A 24250-nucleotide genomic window follows, 5' to 3' on the forward strand; every position below is an offset into this window, starting at 1 on the left:
ATGAAGTTTGGAGTTATCTAATGAACAGAACATGGGGCTTTGCTCTCATCATGCTAACCCTTTGGGGATTGATCTCGTACTTTCATATTTATTTTGAACGTTTCGTTGATATCCCCTTGCTATTACTAGTTTTATCTTTCTCTTACATAGCAAAAGAACAAGAAAATATAATACATATTACTATCGGATTACTCCTATTTATTGCTATTGAATTTGTTGGCTATGAGTTAATTGCAGAACTATGGTTCGCTGAGCATCCAGCCTATGTAAAAAACACCCTAACATTATCATTTCAACTTTTGATGGATCTTGGGGTATTTTTCTATCTCAAAAATAGAGTTCGCTTATCCACCTATTATGTAAATAGATTTGCCCCGGAGAAGCAAGAATATATCTATATGACACATGCTGATATTCTGCTGGTCGGTTTATTCTTTTTGTTTATGATAGTAGATCTGGCAACTTTAGCTGAGAACATTATTCGAAATCTAGAATACTTTGGAGTAGATGAAAGTTTTGCAAAACAATTTTGGAGCTGGAATTGGTTTTATAAGGCTTACCCCTACATTAAATCGATTCTGCTTTCATGTGTCATAACTGTACTCCTAGCAACAGTTTACGTTGAACGCTTTCGTCCTGCGCCAATTAAAGAAAGTGAAGAAGACTCAACGCTTAAAAAATCCGAGCCACAGCATAGGTCATAGTGATCTGTGCTGCTTTTACCCTAAATCAATTGAAGGAATAAACGATGGATTTAAAACTGAACAAAAAGCAATTGAAGTCATTAGCAGGTAGTAAGCTAATTTTGGATAACAACAAGACCCGTGAGATTGGTGGTGGTTGTTCCTACTATTGTAGTCGCGATTTAAACTGTGACACCGATGGCCCAACGATGGTTTGCCCATCAAAGGCGTTAGCATGTGTTCCTGAGCCAAATACACTACATTGTGATTGCCCAACCAATATGTGCTAGTCACTAACCTGTCGCGACACTATGTCGCGACAACAACCCTGTTATTCTCCATTCAACTTATACCAATCGTATTAAGCATAGACCTCTGTTTGATACTGCTGAAAACGCATAAAGGCCTGACGAGCGCCGGTGATCAATGCATCTTCTTGCGTACTAGTTAATTCAACCGTATCGATAAATTGAATTAAGTGACGCCACGCACTGCCGCGCCCGGAACCTGGGCCTGCTAAGTAACGCGCGCCATACTCACCTGTGACGGGCAAACGCGCCTGCACTTGACGCCCAAGCATTGCGGCCCCAACCTTAGAGCCTTCAACGACATAAAGCGCTCCCAAAGCAGTCGCAAACTCGGTTGAAGTTGTGATAGACGGCGACAAAGACGGCACAGGTAATGTGTGCTGTAAGTCAGCAAAGTCCTGCTCCAACAACCCAAGTCGTCGACGCGATTTGAGATCGTCAATATGCATAGAGAGTTCACGGTGCTCATACAATGCAGCGACATCTTTAAGAAACAGGTACTGAAGAGTCAAAAACTGGAGATAACGCTCAATGCTGGCAAACGGGTCTTTTGCCATAATGCTGTTATCTATCCGGTCATGAAGATCAGCAGTACTTGTTTTTAATTTCAATGCACGGCTAGTAAGTGCGCTGGCTGCGGTCATGGGACTTCCTGTAATGTAAAGCGAGGGGAAAATGAATGGACTGACGGTGCTGGCTTTTTGAAAAGCCGCTCCAGCGATTGACACTGGAGCGAAGAGATATATCTAACTACTAGTTAGTTGAAGGTAACTCCATAATGCCGTCAATCTCAACTTGTGCGCCTTTTGGTAGCTCTTTTACACCAATTGCAGCACGAGCTGGATATGGCTTTCTAAAATACTGAGCCATGATCTCGTTGACCGTTGCAAAGTTACTCAGATCAGTTAGGAAGATATTAACCTTAACCATATCTTGTAACTCGCCACCAGCCTCTTCACATACTGCGATAAGGTTTTTGAACACTTGGTGCGTTTGCTCTGCAAAATCTTCAGAAATAAATTCCATCGTCTCTGGTACCAATGGAATTTGGCCAGATAAATAGACCGCAGTACCAACTTTTACCGCTTGGTTGTATGTGCCAATTGCAGCTGGCGCTTTATCTGTTGAAATAATAGCTTTGTTCATTAATGTTCCTTTATTTTTTACGATACACGCGTTGTACATCTGGCATCACTCGAATTCGGCGCATAATATCAGCAACATGAATTCGGTTTTTCACGGTAATACCTAAATCAATCACGTATAAATTACTTTCTTTTTCGTCCGTTGCGATTTCGACAATATTAGCTTGAGTCGTCGCAACCACATTGGTTAATTTAGCCAACGCACCTTGGTGGTTAATAATTTCCACACGCAGCGCTGCTATATATTCTTTCTCTGGGTTGTCTTCCCACTTCACGACGAAGTACTTCGAACGCTCGTTGCGCCAACCCTTAATATTTTTACATTCTTGGCGGTGAACCATTAGGCCTTTGCCTTGGCTCATATATGCTGTGATAGCGTCACCCGGCACAGGACGACAACATTTAGCATAGGTTACCAACATGCCTTCTGTTCCGATTATCGCGGCTTTAGCACGTTTAGCAATATCTTCTACCGCATTATCATCTTGCAGTAAACGCTTCGCTATCAATACACTCATAATATTGCCACAGCCAATCTCAACCAGCAGCTCCAACAAGGTATTGAGGTTATGCTCTTCAAGTACGTTGTCGATTTGCTCTTGAGCAATATCGTCTAGCTTATACTCACCCAATGCCGAGTCGAGCAAACGACGGCCTAGTTGGATCGCCTCTTCTTCTTGTTGGCTCTTGAGGTAATTGCGGATCCCAAGGCGTGCTTTACCCGTTACCACAAAGTTCAGCCAAGTAGCGTTAGGGTGTGCACCTGAGCTAGTAATAACCTCGACCGTTTGGCCGGTATCCAGCGCTTTACTCAAAGGATAAGGCTTACGGTTTACACGAGCACCTACACAGGTATTACCCACATCGGTATGCACGGCATAGGCAAAATCTACCGCCGTTGCGCCCATAGGTAACTCAACAATGCGGCCATCTGGCGTAAAGACGTAAATTTCTTCTGGGAATAATTCGGTTTTAACGTTTTCCACAAATTCAAAAGACGAGCCTGCACTTTGCTGTAGCTCAAGCAAGCTTTGCATCCACTGACGCGCACGCTGCTGCGCGGTATGGCCGGCATTATCACCTGACTTTTTATACATCCAGTGCGCTGCTACCCCTTTATCCGCCATATGATCCATATCATGAGTACGAATTTGGATTTCTACCGGAATACCGTGCGGACCTACCAACGACGTATGAAGCGACTGGTAACCGTTGGTTTTCGGTACGGCAATATAGTCTTTAAAGCGAGTTTCAATTGGCTTATATAAATTATGTGCAACGCCTAGCACACGGTAGCAAGTATCCAGGTTGTCGACATTGATCCTAAAGGCGTAAATGTCCATCACCTCGTTAAACATTAACTCTTTATTCAACATCTTGCGGTAAATACTGTATAAGTGCTTTTCACGGCCTTTTACTGAGCCTTGAATACCCGCTTCTTCCAGTCTAGATTCAATCTCAGACTGAATATTGCTGATCACTTCTTTACGATTACCACGTGCTTTGGCGACTTCTGAACGTAACGCACGATAGCGCATTGGATATAACGCCTGAAACCCGAGATCTTCTAACTCATTTTTAATATCATGAATACCAAGGCGGTTTGCAATTGGTGCATAAATCTCTAATGTTTCGCGGGCAATTCGACGGCGCTTGTCAGGACGCAAAGCGCCTAGCGTTCGCATATTGTGCGTTCTGTCTGCAAGCTTAATAAGGATGACACGAATATCCTGCGTCATCGCCATGATCATCTTACGATAGTTTTCGGCTTGGAACTCTTTTTTATCTTTGAAGCTCAGTTTATCGAGCTTTGACACCCCTTCCACCAACTCAGCGACCGTATCACCAAAGATCTCCGCTAAGTCGTCTTGGCTAAAGTCAGTGTCTTCAATAACATCGTGCATAAGCGCAGCCATGAGTGTTTCATGATCAAGCCTCATGCTCGCAAGGATCTGGGTTACTTCTACTGGGTGAGTGATATAGGGCTCACCGCTAGAGCGCGTCTGTCCCTCGTGTGCCTCACGGGCCACGACATAGGCTTTTTGCACCAAATCGACGTCTTCTGGTGACAAATATTCTGAGATTTTCTTTTTGAGGCCTTCAAACAGATACATTCACACTCCAATGTTTCAGAGAAGCTATACTCGGCGAGTATAAAACGGGTTACAAGCTAGTTACTTAAGAATATACGATGAAACACCAGCAATGCCAATGAACAATTTATGCTACTTGTTAGGAAATTAAAGGCGTTACGCGTTGTGTAATGTGCTGGCGATTTATACCAATTTGCTTAATTTCAATTGCTATAAAACAATAATGCCAGCAAAAAAGCTGGCATTATTGAATCTAGACAGTGGTTGGATTAGCGATTGCCACCAACGATTGCAGCTACTGCAGCAAGCTCTGCAGCTTCTTGGTGTTGCTGCTCTTCACGGTCGATAATATCAAGCGAGTCAGTGGTTACAAAACCTTGCTCAATTTCACGTAGCGCGATTACGGTTGGCTTGTCGTTTTCAGCATCAACCATAGGATCTTTACCGCCTACAGAAATTTGGCGAGCGCGACGCGCTGCTACTAAAATCAAGTCAAAGCGGTTACCAATTTTATCTACTGCATCTTCTACAGTTACGCGAGCCATCGAAGCACTCCAAATTCAGTTCATTATGCAAAAGGCTAGTTTACTGTATGTCTAGCCTTTCGCCAAGTATTGATGGTTAAAAAACCTCAGGTTTAAAAGTAATTATTTTAGCAAGTCGGCGATAAGTGCTTGATGACGGATAGACTGTGCTTGTTGCTCAAGTCTTGCGGCAATAACAATATGTTCAAGTTCACCGCATGTTTGCTCAAAGTCATCATTGACAAGAATATAGTCAAACTCGTTATAGTGTGAGCTTTCTGATTTCGCTTCAGCCATGCGACCTGCAATTACTTCTTGAGAGTCTTGGCCACGACCATTTAAGCGCTTTTCTAGCTCCGCAGTTGAAGGAGGTAAAATAAAGATGGTCTTTACTTCAGGCATCAACTCACGCACCTGACGCGCACCCTGCCAGTCGATATCTAAAAACACATCAATACCAGCGGCAAGCTGATCTTCTATCGCTTGTTTTGAAGTGCCGTAGTAATTTTCGAATACTTGTGCCCACTCAAAGAAATCGCCTTTATCGATCAGCTGCTTAAATTCATCAACCGAGACAAAATGGTAATGTACGCCGTTTTCTTCGCCTGGACGAGGAGCACGCGTAGTGTGAGACACCGACACTTTAATATCGTCGTGCTTTTCCAATAACGCTTTGATTAAACTTGATTTACCCGCACCAGAAGGCGCAGAAAGGATAAACAGATTACCGCGTGTAAGTGATGTCATAGTCATTCTCAACAATAAGTACCGGCCGAGTGGTATTGGTTTACTCAAGTCTGCCGCAGAGCTAAAAGCGGGCATTATACCGAGTAACGTATAAGAATACACTAGGGATGAGAATAAGGAAAAGTCGAGGAATAAATTCAGCGTTGTGAGTAACCCAGAAACCTATCACTGTGCTAAATTTATTCCTCTAAAACGGAGTGTTATTTTGCAGCGTAAAGCGCCCCTACCAAGGTGTCCACCCAGTAGGAGCGAGTTCATCTCGCGATCTCTTAACAGCTCGCCGTATGAAGCGGCTCCTACCCAAGTATTCACCCAGTAGGAACGAGTTCACCTCGCGATCTTTTAACTGCTCGCCGCGTGAAGCGGCTCCTACCACGGTGTTCACCCAGTAGGAGCGAGTTCACCTCGCGATCTTTTCACTGCTCGCTGCGTAAAGCATCTCCTACCAAAGTATTCACCCAGTAGGAGCGAATTCACTTCGCGATCTCTTCACAGTTCGCCGCGTGAAGCGGCTCCTACCAAAGTATTCACCACGTAGGAGCGAGTTCACCTCGCGATCTTTTAACCGCTCGCTGCGTAAAGCATCTCCTACCAGAGTATTCACCCAGTAGGAGCGAATTCACCTCGCGATCTGTTTAACCGCTCGCCGCGTAAAGCATCTCCTACCAAAGTATTCACCCAGTAGGAGCGAATTCATCTCGCGATCTTTTAACCGCTCGCCGCGTAAAGCATCTCCTACCAAGATATTCACCCAGTAGGAGCGAGTTCACCTCGCGATCTCTTAACCGCTCGCCGCGTAAAGCATCTCCTACCAAAGTATTCACCCAGTAGGAACGAGTTCACCTCGCGATCTCTTAACTGCTCGCCGCGTAAAGCATCTCCTACCAAAGTATTCACCCAGTAAGAGCGAGTTCACCTCGCGATCTTTTAACCGCTCGCCGCGTGAAGCATCTCCTACCAAAGTATTCACCCAGTAGGAGCGAGTTCACCTCGCGCTCTATTAACTGCTCGCCGCGTAAAGCATCTCCTACCAAAGTATTCACCACGTAGGAGCGAGTTCACCTCGCGATCTTTTAACCGCTCGCTGCGTAAAGCATCTCCTACCAAAGTATTCACCACGTAGGAACGAGTTCACCTCGCGATCTGTTTAAAGCAAATCTGCTACGCTGCTACGTACTTCTTCAGGCCATACCCCAACTTGTACCTGACCAATGTGCTGCTTTTGCAACAACAACATCACTAAACGCGATTGGCCAATACCACCTCCTATGGTTTGTGGTAATTCACCCGCAACTAACTGTTGGTGCCAATCTAAGCTCAAGCGTGCTTCGTCATCGGTTAATTTAAGCTGTCTTGCTAGCGAATCAGGACAAACCCGAATGCCCATTGACGAGATCTCAAATGCGTCTTCTAGCACCGGGTTCCACACCAAAATATCACCGTTAAGCCCTTGGTATTTGTCACACGTTGGCGTTGACCAATCGTCATAATCCGGCGCACGAACATCGTGAATTTTACCATCACCAAGCTCACCACCAATGCCAATTAAAAATACCGCGCCATATTCTTGGGCAATCGCTTTTTCACGTTGCTTGGCAGTAAAATCTGGATACATAGTGCGTAATTCTTCGCTGTGCACAAAGGTAATTTTCTCAGGAAGGAATGCCGCAATGCCAAACTCATCCTCAACCACTTTTTCCGTTGCTTTAATTGAGCGATAAAGGGTTTCAACCGTTTCTTTTAGTTTTGCCAGCGAACGCTCACTGTTTTCGCAAATCACCTTTTCCCAATCCCACTGATCCACATAGACAGAATGGATTGGCGATAGCTTATCTTCGTCAGGGCGTAGCGCTTTCATGTGCGTATAGAGGCCTTCACCTTTAGCAAAACCATAATCGCCTAGTGTTTTGCGCTTCCACTTAGCAAGTGAATGCACTACCTCAAACTGCGCATCTGGTAGCGTTTTCACTTTTACCTGTACCGCCTGCTCGTGGCCACTTAGGTTGTCTTGAATACCGTCGCCCAAACGCGCCAAAATAGGCGCTTGTACTTCAACTAAACCCAATTGCTCGGTTAGCTGTGCTGAAAATACTTGTTTTACTCGTGCTATCTGTTTTTGTGTCTCTTGATACTTGCTCAACATGGTTAGGTCCTCATTCCCGAATTTGTCGTTTTGTTGAGTCTATATTTAAAGAAACCGACACAAACATCAATAACCCGCAACAAAAACACCTTTACATAATTATTTTCATCAAAAATATGCTATAAATTTTATATAAACGACAATTACTAATGGATATTTACATGGAAAATTATGAGATCGACAATCTGGATAGATCCATCCTTCACGCTTTAAAAGAAAATGCACGAACGCCCTACGCGGAATTAGCAAAAAGATTTGCTGTTAGCGCCGGTACCATCCATGTTCGGGTCGAAAAAATGAAGCAAGCGGGGATCATTGAGGGGACTCAAGTAAGCATTAATGCTAAACGGCTTGGTTATGATGTCTGCTGTTTTATCGGAATAAACTTAAAACACGCCGGCGACTACCCGGGAGCCATTGCACGTTTAAAAGAATTTGAAGAAGTTGTTGAGGCTTACTACACCACGGGCAATTACAGCATTTTTATCAAAGTGATGGCGCGCTCCATCGACCACCTTCAAGATGTGCTTATCAATAAAGTGCAAACCATTGAGTCGATCCAGTCAACCGAAACACTAATCTCACTGCAAAACCCAATTCAGCGCACCGTTATGCCCTAGCTTCTTTTTTGTTATAATCGCGGGAATTTTTTGATTAGAGTAGTAAGTAGATGGCTGAGAATAGATTCCATCGTGTAAAAAGCGTATTAGATAGACGCCAAACCGACCTCACAGTGTGCCTAGATGAAGTACATAAGCACCATAATCTGTCAGCGATTGTGCGTACCGCAGACGCGGTTGGCTGCCACCACGTACACGCAGTATGGCCACAAGATCAAAGACGGTTAACAAACAATACCTCTGGCGGCAGCAAAAATTGGGTTGAAACCCATATGCATGAGGATATAGACCACGCTGTTGCGACAATTCGTGAACAAAACCCAGGTGTACAATTATTAGCAACCAACCTTAGCGATAGCGCCGTTGATTTTCGTGAAATTGATTACACCAAACCTACCGCTATTATTGTCGGTCAAGAGCGTTTAGGGATCTCAGAGCGCGCACTTGAGCATGCGGATCAGCACATCGTGATCCCAATGCAAGGTATGGTGCAATCACTCAATGTGTCTGTTGCAGCAGCGCTTATTTTATACGAAGCGCAGCGCCAAAGAGATGCAGCAGGACTGTACAAACGTACAGATATGATGGATCCTGTGGTAAAACATAAGTTACTATTTGAAGGATGTCATCCAATCATAGCAACCCGCTGTCGCGAAAAAGGGCTACCTTACCCGGCACTTGATGAGCACGGTGAAATCGTTGCAGACGACGCTTTTTGGGACATTCTTAAGTTTACGCAGAAGAAATAAATAACGCGGATCGCGCTAGAGGATTAGCATGTCGACACCAAATTTGGCCACTTATCCAATCACCGAATTAAAAGGCGTAGGCCCGAAAGCGGCCGAGCGTTTGGCCAAACTTGGCATTCAATCGGTGCAAGACATGTTATTTCACCTTCCGCTGCGCTATGAAGATCGTGCGCGCACTTATCCTATCTGCGAGCTGCAAGCGCATAGCCATGTCAGCATTGAAGCCGAGATTGAACGCAGCGAAATCACGCAAGGCAAACGCCGCATGTTGGTGTGTTATGTTAATGATGGGACGGGGCGGATCGCGCTGCGCTTTTTCAACTTTAATGCGGCACAAAAAAATGCCATGCAAGCGGGCAAAGTGATCCGCTGTTTTGGTGAAGTTCGCCGCGGTCATTATGGCTTTGAAATGGCGCATCCAGAATACAGCATCAAAGAGACGCGCTCTGCACCGAGCGATCCGAGCCTTGCGACGCTTACCCCAGTTTATCCTACCACCGAAGGATTAAAACAACTGAGCATTCGGGCAATTGCCGATCAAGCCGTTGAGTTGCTGCGCAAATATGATGTACCAGACTATTTACCAGCTCAGTATCGGCCATCACAGCAAAGCGTAAAAGAAGCGCTGTTATTACTGCACCGTCCACCACAGGAAGTGGATTTAGCGCAATTAGAGCTCGGGCAACATCCTGCACAAACACGTTTGGCGTTTGAAGAGTTATTGGCGCAAAACCTCAGCTTGCTTAAGCTTAGGCAAAAAGGCCAAGCGGTGAAGGCGGTTGCACTAGCGCCCACTAATCCACTTGAAGCTCAGTTTTTGTCGGCCTTGCCATTTGCCCCCACCAATGCCCAAAGCAGAGTAGTGGCGGAGATTAAAGGCGACTTACAACATCCCTACCCCATGATGCGATTGGTGCAAGGGGATGTTGGTTCAGGAAAAACGCTTGTGGCAGCGCTTAGCGCGTTAACGGCTATCGCGCAGGGTTATCAAGTAGCACTGATGGCACCCACTGAGATCCTATCCGAACAACACGGCATCAACTTCCTTAATTGGTTTGAACCTATGGGCATAGAAACCGTATGGCTGGGTGGCAAAACCAAAGGTAAGGAACGCACTCATGCTCTTGAGCGTATTGCTTCAGGGCAAGCACAGATGGTGGTCGGCACCCATGCTTTATTCCAAGAGCAAGTGCAGTTTTCTAACCTTGCGCTTATCATTATCGACGAGCAACATCGTTTTGGTGTGCATCAGCGCCTAGCGCTGAGAGAAAAGGGTAAGTTTGGCGATTGCTATCCGCATCAGCTGGTGATGACCGCAACCCCAATCCCGAGAACCTTGGCAATGACGGCCTATGCAGATCTTGAAACCTCAATTATTGATGAGCTACCACCGGGCAGAACACCAATCACGACCGTCGCCGTGCCAGACACCAGACGCAATGAAGTGATAAAAAAAGTACAAAAGGCCTGTGTTGAAGATAAACGTCAAGTTTACTGGGTATGTACGCTGATAGATGAGTCGGAGGCGTTACAATGCCAAGCCGCAGAAGACACCGCCAAAGCACTTGCCGAAGCCTTGCCTGAACTTAATATTGCGCTGGTACATGGCCGTATGAAAGCCCAAGAAAAACAGGCCATCATGGACGAGTTTAAACAAGGTCATACCCATGTGCTGGTTGCCACAACCGTGATTGAAGTTGGCGTGGATGTACCCAATGCTAGCCTTATCATCATTGAAAACCCTGAGCGTTTGGGTCTGGCGCAGCTTCACCAATTACGCGGCCGTGTTGGTCGCGGACAAATCGCATCACATTGTTTACTGCTTTACCATGCGCCACTGTCGGTCACTGCGCAAAAGCGTTTGGGGGTGCTTAGAGAAAGTAACGACGGCTTTGTCATCGCTGAGCGCGACCTTGAGATCCGCGGCCCGGGTGAAGTGCTTGGTACAAAACAAACTGGATTGGCGGAGCTAAAAATTGCCGATCTTAGCCGTGATAAACATTTATTACCGCAAGTGAGAAGCCTCGCTTTTACCGTGCTTAAAAGCCACAGCGATATTGTTGACCCGATTATCTGGCGCTGGATGGGTGATAAGAGCGAGCTGGCAATGGCGTAAGCCTGAAACGTCAAATGATATAAAGATCGCGAGGTGAACTCGCTCCCACTAGCGCGTTTTGTAGGTCGAGATTTATCTCGACAGCATAAGCTGAAACGTCGGAGCCGCTTCATGCGGCGAGCTGTAAAAAGATCGCGAGGTGAACTCGCTCCCACTAGCGCGTTTTGTAGGTCGAGATTTATCTCGACAGCATAAGCTGAAACGTCGGAGCCGCTTCATGCGGCGAGCTGTAAAAAGATCGCGAGGTAAACTCGTTCCCACTAGCGCGTTTTATAGGTCGAGATTTATCTCGACAGCATAAGCTGAAACGTCGGAGCCGCTTTATGCGGCGAGCTGTGAAAAGATCGCGAGGTAAACTCGTTCCCACTAGCGCGTTTTGTAGGTCGAGATTTATCTCGACAGCATAAGCTGAAACGTCGGAGCCGCTTTATGCGCGAGCTGTAAAAAGATCGCGAGGTGAACTCACTCCCACAACATGAGCCTGCTCCCACAAAATGAGTCGGATCTCACAAAATAAACTCGTTCTCACAACTCTCTCATACAAAATAACCCGTCGCGCTACGCTTGCTTCTTTTATCAAAGCTTGGCTACCATCTCGCTACATCAACTAAAAAGACTCAAAAAATGAATCCTTTACTACGCGCTGTATGCGCCTCCTTTGCCGCTTGCGTGGCATCAATCGCCTCTGCAAAAGCAGTTTTCCCAGATATACCTGAGCAGATTAATCCATCTGCCAAATATGTTTTTTACTCTCATGGCTATATCGTTGAAGGTGATAATGAAACGCCTATTCATAAGCGCTGGGGTAAATATGACTTTCCAGCCATCAAACAAGCATTAAGCGACGATACTTATACGCTAATTGCTGAGCATCGCCCTAAAGGCGTCGCACCAGACGCGTATACAAAAACCTTGGTTAGCAAGGTTCACAAGTTACTGGACGCGGGCGTCAGTGCTAGCAACATTACACTCGTGGGATTTTCTCGCGGTGGAGCGTTAACGATAATGGCAAGTGATGCATTAAAAAATGATGCCATTCACTACGTGGTACTAGCAGGCTGCGCTGGGCTTATCAAAAGTAAAACCGAGATTAAACTCTACGGCAAGGTGTTGTCGGTTTACGAAACCTCAGATCAAGTGGGTTCTTGCGATTTTGTGAAAGCACGCTCTGCAAACCTCAAAAGCTTTTCAGAGATTTCGATTTCAACCGGTAAGGAACACGGCGCTTTTTATCTCCCGAGAGACGAATGGTTAAAGCCAGTTAAAAGCTGGATTTTAAACCACTAAATAAATTAACCTGAGCTTCGGTTAATTAGCGTGGCGTTCTTTCAGAGGAACGCCGTACAGCGCATTCATTCTACTCCCTTTGATATCTTTAAATCGCATTTTCAAGCAAGCCCCCCCGGTTTACTTATTGCACTTTTAAAATTGCTCTCTATAATTGAACCTTATTCGAATGATATTCGAACAAGATTCAAACCCTAAGGAGAAACGATGGCACCGGCACCTAAATATGATAAAGAAACTCAGCAACGCATGATTTTAAACGCTGCGGAACAATGTATTAATGAGTCTTCAGTCACTGACTTTACAATGGCAAAAGTTTCTTTGCTTGCAGGATTGTCTATGGGCTCAATCTATAAATTTGTGCAGACCAAAGAAGACCTAGTAATGGCGCTGGCCTATGAGTCTTTTACCCATACATCCAGTGTTTTTAAGCAAGTGTTGTCCTTACCACTTAGCACGCCAGAACGCATGCTCGCAGTGTGTCTTATCTCGCCACAAAAGCTAAAACGCTTCTCTTTTGATTATGAATTGCAGTCCTACTCTACCAATGAGGCGGTGATCAAAAGGGCTTCTGAGTTTTGGACCAATAAAATTATCGAATCCTGTGGTGGTTGTGAAAACGTGTTTAAACAGGCGCTGATTGATGGCATTGAAGCAGGTGAGTTGCAAGCTACTCCAGATCTACACGACATGATAGAAGAAATCATCATCACCGGATGGGCGCTTACCGTAGGATATGAGCAAGTACTGCGCTTGCAACAAACTAAGCAAATTGTTGAGGGCACGGCTTCATTGCTCGCACCACTTGAGCTTAATGACCCTGTTATTCGCAGTACCGTGCGATTACTTAACAGTTATCCATGGCAACAACCTATCACTCAAGATTCGCTGGTACGTATAGAGAAAGAATTGCAAGCGCTCGAGCTTCGTTAACTTAAGGAAATCACAATGAACATCAAACGTTGGCTTATGGCCGTTGTCATCATTCTCATCGTTATTACCAGCCTTGGTTTTGTGAAGTTTACACAAATCCAAGCGGCAATCGCCTTTGGGGAATCTTTCCCAGAGCCCTCGGCTTCGGTCAAAAGCACGTATGTATCAACCACTGAGCATATTAAATCGGTTAAGGTTGTAGGTCAGCTCCATGCCAAGCGCACCGTTACCATTAGTAACGAGTATCCCGGTCTTATCACTTTCGTCGGTTTTCAGCCCGGTGAGCAAGTAGCAGCGAACCAAGTATTACTACGCCTAGATAGCAGCATTGATGAGGCGAATCTATTAGCGGCTAAAGCTCGAGTAAAGCTTGCTAAATCAACCTATCAACGGGTTGCCAAATTACTAGAACAAAAACGGATCAGCCCAGATGAGGTGGACAAAGCCGAAGCCGAGGTGGCAATTAATCAGGCAGACGTAAAACGACTAACCACATTAATCGAGAAAAAAACCATTCGTGCACCTTACCCGGGTCAAACGGGGTTAGAGCAATATCAGGTTGGTCAATTACTTGATGCCAATAGCGAAATCACTTTCTTGGTTGGGTTAGACGACAGCATTTGGGTGGATTTCAAAATTCCACAAACCTTACCACAACCTAATATAGACGAAGACGTTAGCGTGGCAATTTCTAATACCAGCGGCCAAAAGCCTGCTCGCGTATCAGCCAAAATGCCAATGGTCGATGTCGCATCGCGTCAACAAAGTTATCGTGCTGAGCTACAAAACAGCGATGGCACACTCAGCCACAATCAAATGGTGTTAGTCAATGTACCAACCGAGGTCGTGAGCGCCGCTGTAGTGCCAACCAATGCGATTACGCGCAATCACTTTGGCGAATTTGTTTATGTACTTGAAAAGGACGACAGCCAAAACTGGCGGGCAAAACCGGTAAAAATCACATTAGGCGATAAGGTCAACGATCAGCAACTTGTGCTATCAGGCCTTAGCGGTGGTGAATTTATTGCTGCTGAAGGCGCATTTAAGCTACAAGAAAACTTACTGGTTTATACTGATCAGGTTGCTGCTGTTGATGGCAATAACGGAGGCCAGTAATGAGCGCATTACACGAAAATAAGCCGTCTATCATGGATATTTTTGTTAACCGGCCGGTACTAGCGATCGTGGTGTCATTGCTTATTGTACTAGCGGGTTTTAATGCCGCCCGAGATATATCGGTGCAGCAATATCCAAAAATAGAAAGTGCCTCACTGGTGATCAACACTGTCTATACGGGCGCTGCCGCAGACGTTGTAAAAGGCTATGTTACCGAGCCCATCGAGCGAGTGGCCTCTACCGTTCCGGGTGTAGACTATGTAGACTCAATAACTACCTCGGGACTTAGCAAAGTTACCGCTTGGCTTGAACTTAATCACAGTACCACCGACGCCTTGGCTGAGCTGACCACCCGATTAAACCAGATTAAGTTTGAGTTACCCAGCGGAGCGGAAGATCCAGCCATTCAAATTGTGCGTGCCGACAGCCCATATGCGGTATTCTATCTCGATGTGGAATCTCAGGGTCTGCCACGTAATAACGTGAGCGATTATTTGATCCGTAATGTTGTCCCTTCTATGTCTGATATTCCCGGTGTGCAAAAAGTGACACTGGAAGGTGGCCGCGATCCAGCAATGCGAATTTGGCTTGATACCGAAAAACTCGCTATTTATGGCGTAAGTGCTAGCGATGTATTTGCCGCGCTACAAGCAAACAATACCATTGCCACCTTAGGTTACAGTGAAAATAACAGACAACGCATCGACCTGATGGCCAATACCTCGTTAAAAACGGTAGCTGATTTTAACAACCTAGTGGTAAAAGAAATCGATGGCACGCAACTCCAGCTTGGTAACATCGCCACGGTAGAACTCGGTGAAGCCGAAGGCATGGTAACTGCACGCCTTGATGACCACGATACAGTATTCTTAGCGGTGTGGGCATTACCAGGTGCCAATGAAATCGATATTGGTGATGCCCTGTATAAAAAGATTGATGAGATAAATACCATCTTACCCGACGGCATGCATTTAAGAATTGGCTACGATGGCACGCTTTATATGCGTGATTCCATAAAAGAAATTTTCACCACGCTTGGGGAAACCGTCCTACTCGTAGGAATTGTTGTACTCGCCATGATGGGCTCGTTTAGAACCGCCATGGTGCCGCTGGTTACCATTCCTATCTCGATTTTAGGCGCAATCGCGGTGATCTCAGCAATGGGCTTTTCACTCAACCTACTGACCATTTTGGCTATCGTGCTTTCTGTTGGTTTAGTAGTGGATGATGCCATCGTGGTGGTTGAAAACGTTGCGCGTCATATGCGCGAAGGCAAACCCAGATTACAAGCGGCACTTATCAGTTCACGTCAATTACTCGTCCCAATAATTGCCATGACGCTGACCCTTGCAGCGGTCTACGCGCCAATCGGATTTTTAACAGGTTTAACGGGGTTCTTATTCAGAGAGTTCGCGTTCACCCTAGCCATTGCGGTGTTAATTTCTGGATTGGTTGCTATTACCTTATCGCCCATCATGAGTGCTTACGTTAACCCTGAAGGCGGTAAAGAAGGTAAATTAACGCAAAAGGTCAATGGCTATTTTGATCGATTACAAGCGTTCTATTTTCGTGCGCTCGATACCTTGTTTAAGTGGCGTCCACAGGTCTTTTTTGTCGCTATCGTGTTCTCTTTATTGTCGGTGCCGTTTTACCTGTTATCACAAAAGGAGCTAGCGCCCATCGAAGATCAAAGCAGTATCCAAGTCGTAGTGGAAGCTCCACCTGAGTCTTCTCAAGCTTATACTTCAGCGAAAATGAATGACACAGCCGAGGTCATGAACGCCACTGAAGGCGCTGAGTTTACTTGGCAGATTATTACGGCGGCAGCAGGTTTTGGTGGTGTAGAGCTTGCACCATTTGATGAGCGAGAAAATTCAGTACACGACTTACTATACGATCTATACGGCCGGTTAGGCAGCGTGACTGGACTAAGTTTATTCCCTATTCTACCAGCATCGCTTCCTACCGCAGGACAGTTTGACGTTGAAGTAGTATTCCGTGCCAGTGACGACCCAACCGCGATGAAGCAGTACGCCGATGAGATTATTCAACGCGCCACCGCCAGTGGCAGCTTTATGTTCGTCAATACCGACCTAAAAATCGACCTGCCGCAAGCCGAACTTGAAATCGACCGAGAGCTGGTTGCTGACTTAGGTCTAAACTTGTCGTCGGTAAACGAGCAACTTAGCATTTATATGTCGAATAATTTTGCCAACTACTTCAATAAAGAAGGCAAAGCCTACCGCGTCATTCCCATTGTCGGCGATGGCGAAAGGTACAATCCTGAGAACATTCTCAATATGCAAGTAAGGACGGATGCTGGCGATCTTATTCCAATTTCAGCGTTTGCTACCTTACGTACTTTTACAAGCCCTAGAGTGCTTGGCTCATTCAATCAGCAAAACTCGTTTAGAATATTGGCAGGCACACTGCCACACATAACCAAAGAGCAAGCGCTCACACAGGTAGAAGAAATTGCAGCAGACGTCTTACCTAGTCACTACTCCATTGACTACGCAGGTGAATCAAGACAGCTAAGAAAAGAAGGCAACACCATGGTTGGCGTACTTTTGTTTGCCATGATAGTGGTGTTTTTCTTACTGACTATCCAGTTCAACAGCTTTAGAGATCCGCTCGTGGTACTACTCGGCTGCGCACCGCTGGCACTCGCTGGTGCATTGATGCTGCCGTTTTTATCACTCACAACAGTCAATATTTACAGCCAAATCGGCCTAATTACGCTCATCGGTTTAATAGCCAAAAATGGCATCTTGATTGTTGAATTTGCGAACCATTTACAGCTTGAAGGTAAATCGAAATTTGAAGCCGTAAAAGGGGCTGCGGCCACACGACTGAGACCTATATTGATGACTACAGGTGCAACTGTGCTTGGTCACTTCCCGTTGGTCTTAGTAACTGGCGCAGGCGCAGAAGCGCGCAACAGCATAGGTATTATATTAGTCGCAGGCATGCTCATCGGTACTTTCTTCACTTTGATTGTCTTACCGCTGCTTTATGAAAAGCTAGCCAGCGATCACCGTGGCGAAGCCGAAACCATTGAAACCTACCCAGAAGCGCAATTGGTAGGCAAAGTCAGTATGACGTGATAACTGGCTAATAACCAAAAGGACACTAAGTGCCATGCTTAGTGTCCCTTTAAATTGGTAAAAACCTTTCTTTTGATAAGCTACAATTTATTTCAATCTATAGCCGCTTTTGATCGTGATTTGGGCTGTGAACAGACAATAAAGTTTGCCCGTTAGCGGCTTTTAAAACAATAGAGTTTGTCCTTACGTTTTTATACATCCCCGTATAGCAACTATTATTCTGTGTGAGCAAGCCATAGAATCATAGTTGCAAATTACACATTGTTTTTTCCAGTTCACGTAACACAATGAATGGCCAATTTGGTGCACTATACACAGTTGTACTGGGGTTTTCGGGTAAACCGCCAAGGAGCTGAACGATGAATTTGTCTCATATTAGCATTCAACATTTCCTTTCAACGAGTAAAGAAAGCCATTTACACAAATAGTTGAACACTACCCTTCGGTGTACTATTTCACACAACTTTTAGACTGACGGGATGCTTGCAGAACGGCCTGCGGTATATCAGAGGCCATTCTTTTGTCTCGCTTGCGTTGCTGATAGTCTCTGAACGTATTGCTTTGTAATCCCATTAAGTCGCGAAACAGTTTTGTTGAGCCTTTACTACCTCCAGCAATCAATAGCCCGGTCATAACAAAACCAAATGGATGAGTACTAGGGGCATTTCGGATGGCCTGTAACAGGTCGATATCACAATAGTAAGTGGTGACGATTGACAGCACTGAGGCAATGAGTGGTTTGATGGTAAGCAGGTTGTCTGGTTTATCTTCCACCATGCCGATAAAAAGCGGGGACTCAAATAGTAATGCGAGCACTCTCTCCACCAACATCGATAGAATGATCACTATCATTAAACAACTGAAAATGAGGTCCCAGTTAATAGTTATCGAAGTCATAGCATTGTCTCAATTTACGCTCTAAGTAGTTGTTCAAGATTAGGAATATGTGCCAATCCTATTTGTTCACAGGCACTGAAAAATTGCGTTCTTTCCTCTTCGAGTGTACTTTTTAGGTTACTCAGGAAATGAAACAAGGCATTGTGAGCCGGAACGTTTTTGACACTTTCCCACCAAATTTTTCCGTAGTCTTCCAAGGGGCGGATACCACTACTGGCGACAACAAAGAAAAGGTAGTTAAGCGGCCCAAGAAGATCATACGACGAAGTATCGAGTTGCCAGTTGGGCCGCCTCATGAGGCTCGCAAGATCTGATGTCTGCCGATCATTTGGGTGGGCACTACCGGGATTGGCAAGATCCCGTATTGCTCTTCGTTGATTATCCTTGGCAATCAGGTCACCTATCAACCAAGTGAAATCTTCTGGCGGTGTCTGATAGGCGTAATACCGGCAAGTCAGCCCAATAACATCACAAATGTGTTCATTAATACCCTGATGCTCCAGACCTTGTCTGAGCATACTGTCTTTCTCAAGCACTATATGGGTAAGTTCATGCACAATGACATCAATAGCAAATGCCATGTTATTTAAGCTGGTGTCACCTGAGCCAAGCACCAGGTAAGGCTTATCCCACATGGCAACATTGCTGAAAATGTCATAGTTAACTAAACATTTGACATCAACGTCTGTTGTATCGACATTCAATTCGGATTCGAAAAATGCCTCACCGTATTCAAGGCTCTCGTAAGCAAAGTTGACTTCGGCTGCTTGTGCCTTCGGCCAGCCTTTTTTGCGCCTCAATACCGCATCGCTGTATTGAGAGCTTTGATAAAGGTTGTAAATATTAATATCCAAGCAGCTTTATCCTAAGGCAATAGCGCCAGGCGTCGCTGATACTCCTCAACTTCAAGTTGGGCTTTACGCAAGTTTGCGTTTGCCGTGGCCAGTTCAGTGGCATCTTTGGCATTGCCAATTGCAATGGTTGCCAGCTCAACTTGCTTTTCCGCTTCAAACAATTTTACCTTCAGATCGAACTTGGCTTGTGTATTAGTCTCTTTCTCTGTCGCTGCGGTCGCTGCAGCCGCAGCCTTGGTGGCAGGGTCATATTTGCCTTTGAGATAATCTTTCAGTGGGTCTTTTGATGCGCCTAAAATAGTGCCAAGTGCTTTGAAAAACTTATTGCCTTCTTTGACTTCTACGATTTCAGCAAAAAGCTCAAAATGGCCGCCGTATTTAGCGACTTCGCTTACTTTCTTTTTGACACGAGTTACTTTGTTTTCATGCTTTTCAAGAGAATCCATTTTGGGACCAATTGCCTTTAAGGCTGCAAAAGATTCGGCATTGCGTGTCGAAGTATCAGTAAGCTTGAGTAGTTTTTTCTCCGCTTCGCTTTCTTTGCCAGCCTGATTGACTACCAGCGAGTGTTTAAGGGTTTCTTCGGTTGAAAATTTAGCCTTTTTATAGGCGGTGTCATAGGTTGCTATCGCGACATGAGATTCATCCTTCCAGGGGATATCCTGACACTTGATATTGGTGGCAAGATTCTTCAAATACGGATCGGTAACCTGATGGTTTTTTCGGACATCCGGATACAGATTATAGTGATAAGCGTCGAGACACAGTTCACGCTGCAAAGCATTGACTTCCGAGATGGAGGATTTTAAGTCTTCAATCAATTGACTTCTTTCGGTTTCGACACCTGGTAATTTCATCCAGGGCGTCACAGTACCTTTTAATGCATCACTGTCATAAATGGTGCCCAGTTGCAGATCACTAAGTTCAATTAACGACGTCGCAAAGGTATCACTATCCCCGGTGCCACTCGGTTTTCTAAAATCTAGGGCGATGACCATATCCTTAACATTCCCGCTGTTTGAACCGTGCAGATGTTTGGTCTTGAGTAAAAATATAGGGTGCAATCTAAACATCTTGCCGTCTGCTGATTTTTCCACAAACATTTCCATGAAAAATGCAGGTTCTGCGGTCAGACTATAGGCACCAAATTCTGCACTATATAAAGCATATTGGTTGGAAAAAGTCGTTGCGTTGGGATCGTTGTTGGGAATGAATAATGCCATACATGAGGTGGCTGGGTTGGAATCATAGCCGTCTAAACCAGTTTTAACCCGGTAAAAGTGTTTGTCGGTGTAAGCTGATAAAGACTTGGTCTTGTCTTCCCCGGCTTTTTGTACTGCACCGACTAAACTATCTACAGCCAGCTCGATAGCGGCAGGAACAAACAAGCCGAGGAATTCGCTAATGCCTTGCCTATCGGTTTTGAATTTGCATTGGGCTGAAAATTCTACCCTAGCTGTTACTGCTTTGGGTGAAAACTTCGTTGAGGCATACTTACTTCCGGTGGGTAAACTGTTATTTTCTTGGGGAGTTGATTCGCATCCGCTCAGTGCAACAATGCATGACAAAGCCACAATATTTACCAGTTTCATACTCATTCCTTTAACTTGGTCGCGTCTATTCGTTTATTTTAGCAGATCATTGTGATAAGGCTTGGAGAGATCTCATCGTATGTGAGATATTTTGGTCGGCAGTCCAAATTTCTACTTCATGATTGTCACTTTTTCGCTCATATCTGCCTGTCAGGTCGAGTCTAAACTGCCAACAGAGTATGTCAGATCGGATATGTCTATCCGTCTCTTTGTTCCTTTGTAAACCTCATGCTTCCTGTAGGTTTGCCTTGTTCATACCTATAAATGCCACTGAAAACTAAGCGTCCAAAGAATTCGCCGCCCTCATTAGAAAACATTTGCTTTTCTCCACCAATCAACCAAATAAGCTCCATATTATTATCACTGAGCCATTTTTGAAGAAAATCTGTGCTCATTAAGACATAAGATGGCCCGTATTCTTCTATACTAGGATCCGAAAACACTACTTTTCCCCCATGCTCCCAACACCCCCACTTCCCCTGTGCCCTTTTTAACTCAGCTTCTTGAATTAATTCTTTAGCGGGAACGTTGAAGCGAAGTGAACTATCAATGGAATAGTCATTACCACCACTTTCCCATTCATACTGTGCGTATGGGACAAAGTGTTTAACGGGTATTCTGCCTCTAGAATTGTCCTGCCGCTCTTGCCATCCTGATAAATGTTTGTAAATTGTGTGCCATGGATACTCACCAAAAAAACCTTCATGTTGCGTTGATGGCACGCTGACAAGAGATGGGTCACATAATGTTTGCCCCTTAAGCCTTTTGAGCAAAGAATCAAAGTCTCCTTTACGTATACAAATTGCATTAATCCTAAACCATCCATCTAGATAAGGGCTATCTAACTCATCAGCAGAGTATTTTTTATTCTCAGACCAGAACCCCCTCAAAACAGCCCATTCCCCCTCTTCTTCAGGGTTATTCCGTTTAAGTATTTTCGAGAATTCAGGTATAGTTTTTTCATCCCAAAGAAAGCCAGCCTTAGCTTTTGGATCATCTTCAGCTGGAAACGGAAAGTTATAGGGCTGCCACCAAGTACAGTGCTCGTTATGATAGGTTTTATATTCACCATTTCGTTTAGCCCAAATTGTAGGATCTATATCCCTTAAATTTATTTGCCATGGGCCTCCATAATCATCATCGGGAAGGTCGCTATAACCTCTATTAATCCATTGATAAGTATCTGAAAGTCTAGCTAGAAATTCATGAAAAGCCATCCATTGATACTTTTTCCCTACACGCTCCATGGCTCCACCACCAAGACTGTGGCCTCGCCCATAAGAGCAAAATTTTTCAAAACCAGAGAAAAGTTCATCACTCCAGCCAAACTCATAAGCCCTCTTACAAACCCACCGTTGCGCCCACTTTCTGCTAAATGAAGCCTCCCTATGGTTACTTAGCCCTGACAACCACCTATATTTTTCTTGTTGCTCTTCATTGAGCAAAACTTTCACTTTTTCATCAAACTCATTTTGCTGCTTCTTTCTTTCTTCATGGTTGTAGTACTCCTCCAAATCATACATATTAAGCAAAGATTCAAGTCTGTCTGTAGTGGCATAGTTAATTTGGCCACCCATGAAGAAAGAAATGTTATGCTATTTGCATACAAATTTGGGTGAAAAAATGACGAAATTAAAACGCGCAACGTATTCTGCTGCAATCAAATTAGAAACAGCTCAGCTTGCAGTTGATCAAGGCTACACGCAAGAAGATGCAGCCAAAGCTATGGGGGTTGGTAAATCAACTGTAAGTAAATGGGTAACTCAATTAAAGCAAGAACGGAATGGCCAGTCCCCATTAGCTTCACCAATGACACCCGAACAAATTGAAATCCGCGAACTTAAAAAGCAAATCCAACGTATTGAATTAGAAAAGGATATATTAAAAAAGGCTACCGCTCTCTTGATGTCCGACTCCCTGAACAATTCTCGTTAATTGAGAAATTAAATCAACGAGAGCGTTACCCAATTAGCGTGTTGTGTAGCGTATTCAATATGCATCGCAGCAGCTATAAATATTGGGCCATACGGGATACAACGCCTACACCAGAGCAAATAAGGCTAGAAGCTGAAGTTAAAGCCATACATGCAATGAGCGGCGGTTCAGCTGGGGCACGGACAATCGCAACGAATAACGATTTTGAATTCAGCCGTTATCGCGCCGCTAAGCTAATGGTTAAACTAAAACTAGAGAGCTGCCAAGTACCACAACATCAATATAAAAGGGGTGGTAATGAGCATCTTGAAATCCCAAATTTGCTAGATAGGCAGTTTGATGTTGTTGAGCCGAATAGGGTGCGGTGATGTGACGTATATTTGGACAGGCAATCGCTGGGCCTATTTAGCGGTCGTTGTTGATTTATTTGCACGTAAAGTCGTTGGTTGGGCAATGTCGTTGTCGCCAGATACTAACTTAACGCTAAAAGCGCTTGAACTCGCGTATGAAAGCAGAGGTAAACCAAGTGGATTGATGTTTCACTCAGACCAAGGAAGCCATTATACAAACTTGAAGTACCGCCAACGTTTATGGCGCTATAAAATTACACAAAGTATGAGCAGGCGCGGAAATTGTTGGGATAATGCGCCAATGGAGCGATTTTTAGAAGCTTTAAAACGGAGTGGATGCCAAAGGTTGGATACGAAAACTTTAAAGATGCTAAATATGGTGTGAGTGATTATATCAACGGATATTATAACAACGTTAGGCCTCATCATTATAATGCTGGTTTAGCGCCAAATGAATCTGAGGTTAGATACCAAGATTCTAAAACTGTGGCCAAAATTAGTTGACCACTACAGTTTGATTTTCGGGAGTGTTAATATAAACACGAAAGGGTACCCCCAACAGTTCCCACCAAACTCTCTCAATATCTAGCTTTTCCGCTGTACGCTTGTCTGCCAAGTCCTCAGCCTTAGATTTCACAGACACAGCTTCATACCAAACACCCTTATGCTTGTCATAGCACGTTAGTAAGCAGTCCGTAGTCAGAACATTTAGAACTTTAGAATCAGGAATGGTCGGATGACGCAAATCTAATGTGTTTGCAATCTTGATTGAGAGATCAATGGGAAGAAGAGGAAATTGCTCTCGTATATCAATAACGCTATCCCTAAATTCAGCCAGATATAAAAACGAACTCTCACCTTCCGACAAAGTGTGGTGCTCTCTGTCTATCTTTATACCTTGAATTTTCGCGCTGCTACCATGCGAGGGGACATCCTGAACTCTTAGCCAAGGCTTATAGTTTTCACCTTCGCCAATACCATACTTGTTCTTTAGCGCTCTTTGAAAATCATTGAACGTTTTTATTTCTCTGAAGCGGGGCAAGTTGCTGGT

The 24250-nt window shown here is 44.7% G+C and carries 20 protein-coding genes and 1 pseudogene; 10 read left to right on the forward strand and 11 right to left on the reverse strand.

What is annotated here, in order from left to right:
- Positions 1 to 20 precede the first annotated feature (20 nt).
- Both CTT31_RS15955 and CTT31_RS15960 read left to right on the forward strand, forming a co-directional pair.
- Positions 21 to 704, forward strand: coding sequence for a hypothetical protein (locus tag CTT31_RS15955; protein ID WP_260491574.1), 684 nt, complete (start codon positions 21 to 23; stop codon positions 702 to 704).
- A gap of 44 nt (positions 705 to 748) precedes the next feature.
- Complete coding sequence (locus CTT31_RS15960) at positions 749 to 973, forward strand: hypothetical protein (RefSeq protein ID WP_193521847.1); 225 nt, start codon at positions 749 to 751, stop codon at positions 971 to 973.
- A gap of 71 nt (positions 974 to 1044) precedes the next feature.
- Here the strand turns inward: CTT31_RS15960 and CTT31_RS15965 are convergent, their stop codons facing one another.
- From CTT31_RS15965 to asnA, 6 genes are all read right to left on the reverse strand, one after another.
- Positions 1045 to 1635, reverse strand: coding sequence for a biliverdin-producing heme oxygenase (locus CTT31_RS15965; protein ID WP_260491575.1), 591 nt, complete (start codon positions 1633 to 1635; stop codon positions 1045 to 1047).
- 109 nt (positions 1636 to 1744) lie between these two features.
- Positions 1745 to 2137 (reverse strand): RidA family protein, encoded by a 393-nt coding sequence (locus CTT31_RS15970; RefSeq protein WP_010374286.1) that lies wholly within the window; start codon positions 2135 to 2137, stop codon positions 1745 to 1747.
- Between the two features lie 10 nt (positions 2138 to 2147).
- Positions 2148 to 4250: a bifunctional GTP diphosphokinase/guanosine-3',5'-bis pyrophosphate 3'-pyrophosphohydrolase gene (spoT, locus tag CTT31_RS15975; RefSeq protein WP_010605866.1), complete on the reverse strand. Its 2103-nt coding sequence runs from the start codon at positions 4248 to 4250 to the stop codon at positions 2148 to 2150.
- Positions 4251 to 4498: 248 nt separating this feature from the next.
- Positions 4499 to 4774, reverse strand: coding sequence for a DNA-directed RNA polymerase subunit omega (gene rpoZ, locus CTT31_RS15980; RefSeq protein WP_010374289.1), 276 nt, complete (start codon positions 4772 to 4774; stop codon positions 4499 to 4501).
- Between the two features lie 102 nt (positions 4775 to 4876).
- Complete coding sequence (gene gmk, locus CTT31_RS15985; protein WP_260491576.1) at positions 4877 to 5500, reverse strand: guanylate kinase; 624 nt, start codon at positions 5498 to 5500, stop codon at positions 4877 to 4879.
- Positions 5501 to 6647: 1147 nt separating this feature from the next.
- Positions 6648 to 7643: an aspartate--ammonia ligase gene (gene asnA / locus CTT31_RS15990; protein WP_010374293.1), complete on the reverse strand. Its 996-nt coding sequence runs from the start codon at positions 7641 to 7643 to the stop codon at positions 6648 to 6650.
- A 161-nt stretch (positions 7644 to 7804) separates the two neighbouring features.
- Here asnA and asnC point away from each other — a divergent pair, with 161 nt between their 5' ends.
- The 7 genes from asnC to CTT31_RS16025 all read left to right on the forward strand — a co-directional run bounded on the left by asnC (position 7805) and on the right by CTT31_RS16025 (position 17571).
- Positions 7805 to 8263 (forward strand): transcriptional regulator AsnC, encoded by a 459-nt coding sequence (gene asnC / locus CTT31_RS15995; protein WP_010374296.1) that lies wholly within the window; start codon positions 7805 to 7807, stop codon positions 8261 to 8263.
- Between the two features lie 50 nt (positions 8264 to 8313).
- Positions 8314 to 9012 carry a tRNA (guanosine(18)-2'-O)-methyltransferase TrmH gene (gene trmH / locus CTT31_RS16000; protein ID WP_260491577.1) on the forward strand — a complete coding sequence of 233 codons (699 nt, stop codon included), beginning with the start codon at positions 8314 to 8316 and terminating at the stop codon, positions 9010 to 9012.
- A 28-nt stretch (positions 9013 to 9040) separates the two neighbouring features.
- Positions 9041 to 11128 carry an ATP-dependent DNA helicase RecG gene (gene recG, locus CTT31_RS16005; protein ID WP_260491578.1) on the forward strand — a complete coding sequence of 696 codons (2088 nt, stop codon included), beginning with the start codon at positions 9041 to 9043 and terminating at the stop codon, positions 11126 to 11128.
- A 624-nt stretch (positions 11129 to 11752) separates the two neighbouring features.
- Positions 11753 to 12415: an alpha/beta hydrolase gene (locus CTT31_RS16010; protein WP_260491579.1), complete on the forward strand. Its 663-nt coding sequence runs from the start codon at positions 11753 to 11755 to the stop codon at positions 12413 to 12415.
- A 207-nt stretch (positions 12416 to 12622) separates the two neighbouring features.
- Positions 12623 to 13348 carry a TetR/AcrR family transcriptional regulator gene (locus CTT31_RS16015; RefSeq protein WP_010605871.1) on the forward strand — a complete coding sequence of 242 codons (726 nt, stop codon included), beginning with the start codon at positions 12623 to 12625 and terminating at the stop codon, positions 13346 to 13348.
- Positions 13349 to 13363: 15 nt separating this feature from the next.
- The gene (locus tag CTT31_RS16020; RefSeq protein WP_260491580.1) at positions 13364 to 14464 is read left to right on the forward strand and encodes an efflux RND transporter periplasmic adaptor subunit; all 1101 of its coding nucleotides are present in this window, start codon (positions 13364 to 13366) and stop codon (positions 14462 to 14464) included.
- Entirely contained in the window at positions 14464 to 17571 is a 3108-nt protein-coding gene (locus tag CTT31_RS16025; RefSeq protein WP_260491581.1) for an efflux RND transporter permease subunit, read from the forward strand. Before CTT31_RS16020 ends, CTT31_RS16025 begins: the two co-directional genes overlap by 1 nt.
- Before the next feature lie 450 nt (positions 17572 to 18021).
- Here the strand turns inward: CTT31_RS16025 and CTT31_RS16030 are convergent, their stop codons facing one another.
- The 4 genes from CTT31_RS16030 to CTT31_RS16045 form a co-directional block, all read right to left on the reverse strand.
- Positions 18022 to 18387, reverse strand: a complete 366-nt coding sequence (locus tag CTT31_RS16030) for a hypothetical protein (RefSeq protein WP_017218393.1) — start codon at positions 18385 to 18387, stop codon at positions 18022 to 18024.
- 95 nt (positions 18388 to 18482) lie between these two features.
- Positions 18483 to 19322: a M4 family metallopeptidase gene (locus CTT31_RS16035; protein ID WP_138523031.1), complete on the reverse strand. Its 840-nt coding sequence runs from the start codon at positions 19320 to 19322 to the stop codon at positions 18483 to 18485.
- An 11-nt stretch (positions 19323 to 19333) separates the two neighbouring features.
- Positions 19334 to 20914 carry a hypothetical protein gene (locus tag CTT31_RS16040; protein ID WP_260491582.1) on the reverse strand — a complete coding sequence of 527 codons (1581 nt, stop codon included), beginning with the start codon at positions 20912 to 20914 and terminating at the stop codon, positions 19334 to 19336.
- Between the two features lie 197 nt (positions 20915 to 21111).
- Positions 21112 to 22491: a hypothetical protein gene (locus CTT31_RS16045; protein ID WP_260491583.1), complete on the reverse strand. Its 1380-nt coding sequence runs from the start codon at positions 22489 to 22491 to the stop codon at positions 21112 to 21114.
- Positions 22492 to 22537: 46 nt separating this feature from the next.
- Between CTT31_RS16045 and CTT31_RS16050 the strand changes: the two are divergent.
- Positions 22538 to 23703: pseudogene (locus CTT31_RS16050) on the forward strand (IS3 family transposase).
- Here the strand turns inward: CTT31_RS16050 and CTT31_RS16055 are convergent.
- The gene (locus CTT31_RS16055; protein WP_260491584.1) at positions 23696 to 24241 is read right to left on the reverse strand and encodes a TnsA endonuclease N-terminal domain-containing protein; all 546 of its coding nucleotides are present in this window, start codon (positions 24239 to 24241) and stop codon (positions 23696 to 23698) included. The pseudogene CTT31_RS16050 and the gene CTT31_RS16055 sit on opposite strands and share 8 nt — an antisense overlap.
- Positions 24242 to 24250 lie beyond the last annotated feature (9 nt).

The sequence above is a fragment of the Pseudoalteromonas maricaloris genome (assembly GCF_024746855.1).
Classification (GTDB): Bacteria; Pseudomonadota; Gammaproteobacteria; order Enterobacterales; family Alteromonadaceae; genus Pseudoalteromonas; species Pseudoalteromonas maricaloris.